The 10,699-nt window shown below is 55.2% G+C and carries 9 protein-coding genes; 4 read left to right on the top strand and 5 right to left on the bottom strand.

Annotation, left to right across the window (positions count from 1 at the left end):
- The coding region (locus GKAS_RS04540) for a LacI family DNA-binding transcriptional regulator (RefSeq protein ID WP_035892288.1) at nt 1-654 on the bottom strand (654 nt) is incomplete at its 3' end.
- 300 nt (nt 655-954) lie between these two features.
- Between GKAS_RS04540 and GKAS_RS04535 the strand changes: the two genes are divergently transcribed.
- The 3 genes from GKAS_RS04535 to GKAS_RS04525 all read left to right on the top strand — a co-directional run bounded on the left by GKAS_RS04535 (nt 955) and on the right by GKAS_RS04525 (nt 4,990).
- A complete protein-coding gene (locus GKAS_RS04535; protein WP_035892287.1) occupies nt 955-2,256 on the top strand; it encodes an MFS transporter in 1,302 nt (433 codons plus the stop codon).
- Between the two features lie 14 nt (nt 2,257-2,270).
- Nucleotides 2,271-4,637 carry a glycoside hydrolase family 31 protein gene (locus GKAS_RS04530; protein ID WP_035892286.1) on the top strand — a complete coding sequence of 789 codons (2,367 nt, stop codon included), beginning with the start codon at nt 2,271-2,273 and terminating at the stop codon, nt 4,635-4,637.
- A 107-nt stretch (nt 4,638-4,744) separates the two neighbouring features.
- Nucleotides 4,745-4,990 carry a hypothetical protein gene (locus tag GKAS_RS04525; protein WP_035892292.1) on the top strand — a complete coding sequence of 82 codons (246 nt, stop codon included), beginning with the start codon at nt 4,745-4,747 and terminating at the stop codon, nt 4,988-4,990.
- 180 nt (nt 4,991-5,170) lie between these two features.
- Here the strand turns inward: GKAS_RS04525 and GKAS_RS04520 are convergent, their stop codons facing one another.
- Both GKAS_RS04520 and GKAS_RS04515 read right to left on the bottom strand, forming a co-directional pair.
- Nucleotides 5,171-5,485, bottom strand: coding sequence for a hypothetical protein (locus tag GKAS_RS04520; protein WP_035892285.1), 315 nt, complete (start codon nt 5,483-5,485; stop codon nt 5,171-5,173).
- A 165-nt stretch (nt 5,486-5,650) separates the two neighbouring features.
- Nucleotides 5,651-7,246 (bottom strand): ABC-F family ATPase, encoded by a 1,596-nt coding sequence (locus tag GKAS_RS04515; protein ID WP_035892284.1) that lies wholly within the window; start codon nt 7,244-7,246, stop codon nt 5,651-5,653.
- 218 nt (nt 7,247-7,464) lie between these two features.
- On the opposite strand from GKAS_RS04515, the gene ldtB reads away from it, so the two are divergent.
- On the top strand, nt 7,465-8,385 hold the full coding sequence (gene ldtB / locus GKAS_RS04510; RefSeq protein ID WP_035892291.1) for a L,D-transpeptidase: 921 nt from the start codon (nt 7,465-7,467) through the stop codon (nt 8,383-8,385).
- Between the two features lie 98 nt (nt 8,386-8,483).
- On the opposite strand, the gene GKAS_RS04505 is transcribed toward ldtB, so the two are convergent.
- Both GKAS_RS04505 and GKAS_RS04500 read right to left on the bottom strand, forming a co-directional pair.
- Nucleotides 8,484-9,200: a GntR family transcriptional regulator gene (locus GKAS_RS04505; protein ID WP_035892283.1), complete on the bottom strand. Its 717-nt coding sequence runs from the start codon at nt 9,198-9,200 to the stop codon at nt 8,484-8,486.
- Between the two features lie 15 nt (nt 9,201-9,215).
- Nucleotides 9,216-10,592, bottom strand: coding sequence for a glycoside hydrolase family 1 protein (locus GKAS_RS04500; RefSeq protein ID WP_035892282.1), 1,377 nt, complete (start codon nt 10,590-10,592; stop codon nt 9,216-9,218).
- Nucleotides 10,593-10,699: the final 107 nt, after the last annotated feature.

Here is a 10,699-nt window from a genome sequence, read left to right as displayed (position 1 = left end):
CAAATCACGCTCGTGTTGAAAAACGAGATTGTGCTGCCGCCACGACTCTTTAATGCCCGCCAGCCGCTGCTCCATGGTGTAGCGGCGCAAACACATCACGTTCATCACCTCGCGGTGGCCCATTTCAAACAGATAACGGGCTGCAAATGCGCCGATCGTACGGTGATCCGGCGCGATGGCAGGCAGTCGCATGCGATCGTCACGGCAGTTGATCAGCACGCAGGGCTTGCCGAGATCGACCGCCAGATCGTGAATATGGGGATCGTCAATGCCCAGCAAAACGGCGGCCTGCGTCTCCACTTCATTCATGCGCGAGAGAAATAACGCGGGATCGCTGTCGTTTTCTTCCAGCGGACAATAGCGCAGACGGACTTCGTGCGGCGCCAGCGCCTTGCTGATGCTCTGAATCACGCGGTAGTAGAAGATATCCGAGCGTTCATCAAACGCCCGCGGCGGCGCGAAGATTATCAGGTTGTTCAACAGCATGCGGCCTGCTGCCATGCCGTCCATTACCCCCAGCTCACGGGCGCAAGCCAGCACCTTTTCCCGGGCGCGTTCGCTGGTGTTGGCCTTCCCTGCCAATACCCGCGAAACGGTGCTGGCGGAGAGCCCGGTTCGCGCGGCAATTTCCGCGATTTTTAGTTTCTTTTCCATTATGTGATCCGCCTCTAATTCAGAAATGAAAGAATTTTCATGACATAAAAACCGCATGTTGCTGGGCTTTGAATGCTTGTACGTAATCTATATCAACCAGTTATGAAAAAACGTGCACAAAACCCGCTTTCCCTCGCTTTTATTGTCTCCTACTGTGAATTGGTAGAACAACTTCCATACAAGAACGGTGGAAGTGAACAAAAACAAAAATGATAACAATCAAAACGTTAATAAAAGTGGTGTGACAACTCTCCCACGCAGTTGGCGCATCGTCCCCTACATCATCCTGTGGAGAACCCTATGAGCCAGGGTATCAATAATGATATGGCCGTCAGCAAAACGCGCCGCGTAGTGAAAAACCTGCGCTGGTGGATGCTGGTCCTCTTTTTACTCGGCGTGACCGTGAACTACATCACCCGTAACTCGCTGGGCATTCTAGCCCCAGAGCTGAAAACCAGCCTTGGGATCACCACCGAACAGTATTCGTGGATAGTCGGGGCATTCCAGATTGCCTACACCCTGTTCCAGCCGCTGTGCGGATGGTTGATTGATGTGATTGGCCTCAAGCTGGGCTTTATGATTTGCGCCAGCCTGTGGGCGCTGGCCTGTCTGCTGCATGCGGGGGCCGGAAACTGGATACATCTGGCGCTGCTGCGTTTCTTCATGGGCGGCGCGGAAGCAGCGGCAACCCCGGCAAACGCCAAAACGATTGGCGAATGGTTCCCGAAATCCGAGCGCCCGGTAGCGGCAGGATGGGCGGGCGTAGGCTTTTCTATTGGCGCAATGCTGGCGCCGCCGATCATCTACTTTGCTCACGCCTCTTTCGGCTGGCAGGGCGCATTTATGTTTACCGGTCTGCTGGCGCTTGCCTGGGTCGTGCTGTGGTGGGCGTTCTACTATAACCCAGACAAACACCCGAACCTGGGCAAGGCCGAGCTGGACTATATCCGCCAGGATAACGAAGCGCCGCCGGTCAAGCTGCCGTTCCTCACTGCGCTGAAAACCGTCGGCAAAAACAAACGCTTCTATGGCATCGCGATCCCGGCATTTATGGCGGAACCGGCCTGGGCCGTATTCAGCTTCTGGATGCCGCTCTACTTCGCCAAGCAGTACAACATGGATCTCAAGCAGATCGCCCTGTTCGCCTGGCTGCCTTTCCTCGCCGCCGATCTCGGTAGCGTCGCCAGCGGTTACTTAACCCGCCTGTATGTGCGTCTGTTTGGCTGCTCACGCGTTAACTCCACCGTGGCAAGCTCCGTGACCGGCGCGTTCCTGATGGTCTCACTCGCCGTGGTCGCGCTCACTAAAGATCCTATCGTCGCCGTGGTGCTGATGTCGATTGGCGGTTTCGGCCACCAGATTATCTCCTGCATGCTGAGCGCGCTGGTGGTGGAGTCTTTCGATAAAGGCCAGATGGCGACCGTGAACGGTATGCGTGGCTCCGCCGCGTGGATCGCGAGCTTCATCTTTTCCCTGATTATCGGGGTGACCGCCGACAAAATCGGCTTCAACCCGCTGTTTATCGCCATGGGTTTCTTCGACCTGATTGGCGCCATCTTCCTGGTTTCTTTTATTGCTGAACGTCGCGCAAAACGCGCCTGAGAGTGGATGTAGACATGAAAACGCTGAAAAACTGGACCCTGCAAAAACAGTCAACCCATCACGTCGAGCTGCTGGTCGACGGCCAGCACACCCTGTGCCTGTACGTGCTGGAAGAAAATCTGTTCCGCGTACTGTTAAAACGCAAAGGCGAGCTGGCGCTGGATCGCACCTGGAGTATCGCCCCATCGCAGGATGTGCCGTGGGAAGGGCGTGACCGTGAGGATCTCAGCGGCTTTACCCTGCCGGCCTGGACGCTGGGCCAGCAGGACGACACCATAACGGTGACAACCGACTCCCTACGCGCCACCGTCCACCAGCCGCTGTGGATCGAATGGCACTACCGTAACCCCGAGGGAGAGTGGCAGCCACTGGTGAACGACCGCCCGACCAGCGCCTATCTGGTCAACGCCCACGGCGACGGCGTGGCGCACTATCAGAGCCGCCGTAAAGATGAACGTTTTTATGGCCTTGGCGATAAAGCCGGGGATTTACAGCGTGGCGGCAAGCGTTATGAAATGCGCAACCTCGACGCGATGGGCTACAACGCGGTCAGCACCGACCCGCTGTACAAACATATTCCGTTTACCATCACCCGCCGCGACGACGTGAGCTTCGGGCTGTTTTACGACAACCTCAGTAGCTGCTGGCTGGATCTCGGTAACGAAATTGATAACTATCACACCGCCTACCGCCGCTGGCAGGCCGAAGCCGGGGATATCGATTACTACCTGTTTACCGGCGAGCGCGTGCTCGACGTGACCAAAGCCTTCGTTCGCTTGACCGGTAAAACGCTGTTCGGACCGAAATGGAGCCTCGGCTACAGCGGTTCCACCATGCATTACACCGACGCGCCGGATGCGCAAAACCAGCTGATGAACTTTATTCGCCTGTGCGACGAACATGCCATTCCGTGCGACTCGTTCCAGCTCTCTTCCGGCTACACCTCGATTAACGGCAAGCGCTATGTGTTCAACTGGAACTACGACAAAGTGCCGCAGCCGAAGGTGATGAGCCAGGCGTTCCACGATGCCGGTCTGCATCTGGCGGCGAACATTAAGCCGTGCCTGTTGCAGGATCACCCGCGCTACGGCGAGGTGGCGGAACAGGCGCTGTTTATTCGCGATTCCGAAAGCGACGGCCCGGAGCGCTCCAGCTTCTGGGATGATGAAGGTTCACATCTCGACTTCACCAACCCGCAGACCGTGGCCTGGTGGCAGAACGGCGTTACCAGCCAGCTGCTGGAGATGGGCATAGATTCGACCTGGAACGATAACAACGAGTTTGAAGTCTGGGACGGCGAAGCGCGCTGCCACGGCTTTGGCAAAGAGATTGCCATCAAGCATATTCGCCCGGTGATGCCGCTGCTGATGATTCGCGCCTCAATGGAAGCCCAACAACGCTTTGCGCCGAACAAGCGTCCGTACCTGATTTCCCGTTCCGGCTGCGCCGGGATGCAGCGCTACGTGCAGACCTGGAGCGGCGATAACCGCACCAACTGGGATACCCTGCGCTACAACACCCGCATGGGGCTGGGCATGAGCCTGTCTGGCCTCTACAACCTCGGGCATGACGTTGGCGGCTTCTCCGGCGATAAACCGGACCCGGAACTGTTCGTGCGCTGGGTACAAAACGGCGTAATGCACCCGCGCTTTACTATCCACTCCTGGAACGATGACCATACCGTCAACGAACCGTGGATGTACCCGGCTATTACGCCAGCCATTCGCAGCGCGATTGAACTGCGTTACCGCCTGCTGCCGTATTTCTACACGCTGCTGTGGCAGGCGCATGCCGACGATGAACCGATGCTGCGCCCAACGTTTCTCGACCACGAGCACGATGAACAGACCTTTGCGGAGTGCGACGATTTCCTGCTCGGCCGCGATATTCTGGTCGCAAGCGTAGTGGAAGAAGGCGAGCGCGAGCGCCGCGTCTGGCTGCCGGATAACGAGGCTGGCTGGTACGATTTTTACACCAGTGAGTGGTTCAGCGGCGGCCAATGGATAACTATCGATGCACCGCTAGAGAAGCTACCCCTGCTGGTTCGCGCTGGGGCCGGTATTCCAATGAGCGAGCGCATTACCTTTGTGAACGCCGCCGAGGATACGCAGCGCGAGCTCAAGCTGTACCCGCTGAAAGGCATGGGCAGCACGTCTGGCCTGCTGTTTGAAGATGACGGTGAGTCGTGGGGATACCAGCAGGGCAACGCGCTGTGGCTGGAATGGGAGATGGTCTGCACCGGCAGTACCATTGACCTGAAGGTCAACGCGCGCGGCGATTATCGTCCAGCGTGGAAGGCGCTGAAGGTGACGCTGCCTGACGGGGAAAAACGTCAGCTACTGATTAACGGCGTCGCCGCTGAAGAGTGGATAAACCGCTGATTGTTTTCCATTGGTAACAAAGCACGCCATGAGTGTAACCGCTCATGGCGTTTTTTTTGTGCTCGCTATACCTTCAGAATGCCCTCTCAATTTGCGGACCCAAAAGTATGAAAATAGTGACCACGATGGCAATGGCATTACTGCTCAGCTCTACCAGCGCATTGGCCTTCCAGGAGCGCCCTTTGCAGGAAACCGCTGCGCAAAATCCTCAAACGAAAACCACGGCACTGAGTCGTTTCTCTGACGACGACAACGATGGTTCTATCGCACAGGCATACGGCCCGGCGACGTTCAGCGGCCCCTCTGACGCCAGCAACGGTTTTCCTCTTCCGGTAATACATCACCACCGATAATCGCTCAACGCCGGGCAGCCGTTTACCCTGTCCGGCTTGTTTAAACCTACCAGCCCAAACGGTGTGTCTCTCACGCCGCCGCAATCAAAAAACCAATCAGCACACCGTACAAAACGACATTGACCACCAGCAGCATAATGATCATCAGCATCTGCTCCGTTCAAGGGTTGAGCGGTAGGGTTAACTTTTGACAATGGCCAGGCGAATAAAAGTCAGCATCGCTACGCTGCACACCAGCCAGTTTCGCACCCCGGTCAGCAACGCTTTTCGCCGCCGCCAGACCTCGGTATGACTTCGTCGTCGACAGTGCGCCAGACACTCTTCAATCACGTCCTGGCGGGTGATGTTGCTAACTACCCGGGTACCAAAATGTTCTACTTCAACGTCGTTTTCTATCCGACTCATCGTTATATAGAAAACGGGGCCGCACTGCCGTATCTGGTAACGATAAAGTGTTCTGTCGTCCGTGCTGGTGTAGAGCATGAATTCTTGCATCGCCTCTTCCGCCATCAATGAATCTGCGGGAGTCATTTCTTCATAAAATTGTGCAGGAATTATGGTGTGGCGGGGGTTTCGAGAGATTGTTGATGAATTGTTTGTTAGCAGTTATGTCGCCAAAAACTCCCGATGGCACTCGCGCCATCGGGATGCGATACGGGATTAACCGTCGATACCTTTGCTGCGCAGGTAATCTTCGTAGTTGCCGCTGAAGTCCACCACGCGCTCTGGGGTAATTTCAATCACGCGGGTCGCCAGTGAGCTGACAAACTCACGGTCGTGGGAAACGAAGATCAGGGTGCCCTGATACATTTCCAGCGCCATGTTCAGTGATTCGATAGATTCCATATCCAGGTGGTTGGTTGGTTCATCCATCACCAGAATGTTTGGTTTCTGCATCATCAGCTTACCGAACAGCATACGGCCTTTCTCACCACCGGAGAGCACCTTCGCAGGCTTTTTGATATCGTCCTGGCTGAACAGCAGACGGCCAAGGAAGCCACGTACCACCTGCTCGTCGTCGCCTTCCTGTTTCCACTGGCTCATCCAGTCAAACACCGACAGATCGTTATCGAAATCTTCGGCATGATCCTGCGCGTAGTAACCAATGCTAGCGTTCTCGGACCATTTCACGGTACCGCTATCCGGTGTCAGTTCGCCCACCAGAGTTTTCAGCATGGTGGATTTACCCACGCCGTTGGCACCGATAATGGCAATCTTCTCGCCGACTTCCATCATCAGGTTGAAGTTTTTAAACAGCGGGCCGTTATCAAAGCCTTTGCTCAGCGCTTCGACTTCCAGCGCGTTACGGAACAGTTTTTTCTCCTGTTCGAAACGGATGAACGGGTTCTGACGGCTGGAGGCTTTCACTTCGTCGAGCTTGATTTTGTCAATCTGACGGGCACGAGAGGTCGCCTGACGAGATTTAGAAGCGTTGGCGCTAAAGCGGCTAACGAAGGATTGCAGGTCAGCAATCTGCGCTTTTTTCTTGGCGTTGTCGGCCAGCAGACGCTCACGTGCCTGGGTCGCCGCAGTCATGTACTCGTCGTAGTTACCGGCGTACACGCGCAGTTCACCGTAGTCGAGGTCAGCCATGTGGGTGCAGACCATGTTCAGGAAGTGACGGTCGTGCGAAATGATGATCATGGTGCTGTCGCGTTCGTTCAGCGTCTGCTCCAGCCAGCGGATGGTATCGATGTCCAGGTTGTTCGTTGGTTCGTCGAGCAGCAGGATGTCTGGGTTAGAGAACAGCGCCTGCGCCAACAGCACACGCAGTTTCCAGCCTGGCGCGACTTCGCTCATCAGACCGTAGTGCTGCTCCAGCGGAATACCCACGCCCAGCAGCAGTTCACCGGCGCGTGATTCCGCGGAGTAACCGTCCATTTCTCCGTAAAGCACTTCGAGGTCGGCCACTTTGTAGCCGTCTTCTTCGCTCATTTCCGCCAGACCGTAGATGCGGTCGCGCTCTTGTTTCACTTCCCACAGTTCGCCGTGACCCATAATAACGGTGTCGAGTACGGAATACTCTTCGAAGGCGAACTGATCCTGACGCAGCTTACCGATGCGTTCGTTCGGATCGAGGGAAACGTTGCCCAGCGTCGGCTCTAAATCGCCGCCGAGGATTTTCATAAAGGTAGATTTGCCGCTCCCGTTTGCGCCAATCAGGCCGTAACGGTTGCCGCCGCCAAATTTGACGGAGATGTTTTCGAACAGCGGCTTACTGCCAAACTGCATGGTAACGTTGCTAGTAACTAACACGGGAGTATCCTGAAGAATGTGACAAACCGCCTATTCTGCCACAATTGAGAATAAAAAGCGCCCGCCTTCGCCAGTGACTAAACTGTAACTCAAGTGAAAAAAATGTGATTTCGTACACATCCGAATTCCCTGCGACAAGGAATGCACATATAATGCGCTCCTACCAACAGTCTGAATTCTCAAACAACCGCTGTAATGGCACTGATACCTCGCACAACATGAACATGAAATTAACTACGCTTTTCGCTGCGGCGCTTGCTGTCGTAGGCTTCTGTAATACGGCATCGGCGGTTACGTATCCGCTGCCAACCGATGGGAGCCGCATTGTCGGTCAGAATCAGGTCATCACGATCCCTGAAGACAATAAGCAACCGCTGGAATACTTCGCGGCCCAGTACCAGATGGGTCTGTCTAACATGCTGGAAGCTAACCCTGGCGTGGATACCTACCTGCCGAAAGGCGGTAGCGTGCTGAACATCCCTCAGCAGCTGATCCTGCCGGACACCGTGCATGAAGGTATCGTCATTAACAGCGCAGAAATGCGTCTGTACTACTATCCGAAAGGCACCAACACCGTGATCGTGCTGCCAATCGGTATCGGCCAGTTGGGCAAAGATACGCCTATCAGCTGGACCACCAAAGTAGAACGTAAGAAAGCGGGCCCAACCTGGACCCCAACGGCGAAAATGCACGCCGAATATGCCGCAGCCGGTAACCCGCTGCCAGCCGTCGTTCCTGCTGGCCCGGATAACCCGATGGGTCTGTACGCGCTGTATATCGGCCGTCTGTACGCCATCCACGGCACCAACGCTAACTTCGGTATCGGCCTGCGAGTGAGCCACGGCTGCGTGCGTCTGCGTAACGAAGACATCAAATTCCTGTTCCAGAACGTGCCAGTCGGTACGCGCGTACAGTTCATTGATGAGCCTGTGAAAGTGACGACCGAACCAGATGGCAGCCGCTTCATGGAAGTTCACAACCCGCTGTCCACCACCGAAGCGCAGTTTGAAGGTGGCGAAACCGTACCGGTTGTGCTGACTAAAGCCGTGCAGAGCGTGACCAGCCAGCCTGACGTTGACCAGAGCATCGTTGACCAGGCGGTTAAAAACCGTTCCGGTATGCCGGTTCGTCTGAACTAATTGCCTGACATTGCCCGGTGGCGCTTCGCTTACCGGGCCTACACGAACATCGTTCGGGCGACAAAACAAAAATGGCGGGTTAATCACCCGCCATTTTTTTATCCATTATTGACTATCACGATGCCGCCATGGTCGTAGCGATAGTGGCAGTGCGCGTACTCCAGCGGCGTGCCGTCATCCAGATAGATAACCTGCTCCACTTCCAGCACCGGGTCGCCGGGTTCACAGCTTAAATGCTGCTGATCGAGCGCGTCGGGTTTAATCGCCCGCACCACCCGATACGATCCCATCATCTTCAGGCCCAGATTTTCCTGCACATAGCGAAACACCGAACTTTCAAGGTGCGTTTTGCTTAACCCCGGCACCAGCGACACCGGCATCACGGTGATATCAAGCGACAGCGGTTCGCCGTTGAGCAGACGCAGGCGCACAAAATCATAGACCGGCGCATCGGCGTTAATCAGCAGTGAAGCCTGCTCTTTTTCCGTAGGGAAGCGCAGTTCAAAGCGAATCACCTGGCTTTCCACGGTGCCAAGATGTTCCCAGGTTTCCGTCGCTCCGGAGTAGTCGGTTCCGGGAACGTCCCACTGGGAGAGTTGCAGGAAATTCTTACGCACAAACGTGCCCTGCCCCTGGCGGGTATACACCAGCCCTTCGACGATCAGCTGGCGCATGGCCTGCTGTATCGTCATCCGGCTGGTACCAAACTCCGCCGCCAGCGCAAACTGATCGGGTAATGGTTCAGAGGCAGAATACTGCCGACTGATAATCCGTTTTTTAATTTCCCGCGCTATCGCGATGTATTTCGCCGCCATTACCCACTCCCGTTGTTACATCTCTTCGCCGTTGCTATGAATCGCTTTTTTCAGCCATTCATAGCTTTTCTTCGGTACACGCTTCAGGTCTTTCAAATCATGGTTTTCACGGTTGACGTAGACCACACCGTAACGTTTACGCATATCACCCTGCGAGCTAAGAATATCAATCAGCCCCCAGCCGAGATAGCCAATGACCTCTGCGCCATCTTCAAACATCGACGCTTTCATGGCGTTGATATGGTCGCGATGATAGGCAATGCGATAGTCATCCTCGATGATGTTTTCACCATCCCAGGATTCGATCACCCCAATGCCGTTCTCAATCGGGAACACCGGCAGACGCCAGTCATTGTAATAGCGCGTAATGATACTGCGAAAACCGAGCGGGTCTATCTGCCAGTTCCACTCAGTGGCTTTCAGATACGGGTTCGGCGTGTCGCCAAACAGCATATAGTTGTTCACCGCCGTGCCTTCCGGGATAGCGTCGCTGTTGAGCGTGCGGCTGGCATAGTAGCTAAAGGCCATGTAGTCGTTTTTCATGGTCGCCAGCACCGCCAAATCTTCCTCACGATAGATGTCGTCAAAGCCGGACTGTTTAACGAAGTGCATGACTTCCGGGCTGTAGCCCTCGCCCGCAAAGGCGCGCAGCAGGTTCTGGTTGAAGAACTCATCAAGCTGCTGAGCGCAGAAGACATCGCGTGGCTTGCAGGTGGCCGGGTAAACCTGGGCGTGCGCCAGCATCCCGCCCATCAACTTGCCCGGTTTGGTGTCGTGCAGGTAGTTCGTGAGGTGAGCGTGGGCCATCATCACGTGGTGCTGAATTTCATAAAGCTCGCGCAGGGTTTTGTCGCCGCGCATATAGCCGGAGATCAGGAACGTTTCCGGCATGTGGTAGAGATTCTGCTCGTTAAATGTCAGCCACCAGGTCACCTTGTCGCCAAAGCAGTCGATCACTTTCTTACCGTAGCGGATAAACGCTTCCATCACGCGACGGTCGGTAAAGCCGTTATATTTTTCCGCCATCGCCAGCGGCATATCGAAATGGTACAGGCAGATCATGGGCTCAATGCCGCGTTCGATCAGCGCATCGATAAAACGGTCGTAAAAAGCAATGCCCTCTTCGTTGAACTCACCGTCGCCGGTTGGGCATACGCGGCTCCAGGCAATCTGGAAGCGGTAACAGTTCATGCCCAGGTCTTTCATTAAATCAAAATCTTCTTCATAGCGATGATAAGAATCTGTCGCCACCTTCCAGTCAGAGGCGAACTCTTTCGGTTCGCGAATATCGTAGACCGACATCCCCTTGCCGCCTTCATTCCAGGCGCCTTCGGTCTGCATGCTGGAAACAGAGTTGCCCCAGAGGAAGTTGGCGGGCAGTGATGGTTTCATGGTTCGGCTCCTATATGACTAGTCATTTAAATTTCATGACTAGTCATATAACGCAAAGACGAAAAAGTACGCAAGCCTGAAGATCGTTTTTTGTGAGTCGGAGAGGG

The sequence above is a fragment of the Kluyvera ascorbata ATCC 33433 genome, assembly GCF_000735365.1.
Taxonomy (GTDB): Bacteria; Pseudomonadota; Gammaproteobacteria; order Enterobacterales; family Enterobacteriaceae; genus Kluyvera; species Kluyvera ascorbata.
The sequence above is the reverse complement of the archived record's forward strand: the minus strand, read 5'-3'. Positions and strand labels throughout refer to the sequence as shown.

Coding starts and splice junctions, on each gene's coding strand:
- GKAS_RS04535 (WP_035892287.1), top strand. CDS start 955: ATGAGCCAGGGTATCAATAATGATATGGCCGTCAGCAAAACGCGCCGC.
- GKAS_RS04525 (WP_035892292.1), top strand. CDS start 4,745: ATGAAAATAGTGACCACGATGGCAATGGCATTACTGCTCAGCTCTACC.
- GKAS_RS04530 (WP_035892286.1), top strand. CDS start 2,271: ATGAAAACGCTGAAAAACTGGACCCTGCAAAAACAGTCAACCCATCAC.
- ldtB (WP_035892291.1), top strand. CDS start 7,465: ATGAACATGAAATTAACTACGCTTTTCGCTGCGGCGCTTGCTGTCGTA.
- GKAS_RS04505 (WP_035892283.1), bottom strand. CDS start 9,200: ATGGCGGCGAAATACATCGCGATAGCGCGGGAAATTAAAAAACGGATT.
- GKAS_RS04500 (WP_035892282.1), bottom strand. CDS start 10,592: ATGAAACCATCACTGCCCGCCAACTTCCTCTGGGGCAACTCTGTTTCC.
- GKAS_RS04520 (WP_035892285.1), bottom strand. CDS start 5,485: ATGCAAGAATTCATGCTCTACACCAGCACGGACGACAGAACACTTTAT.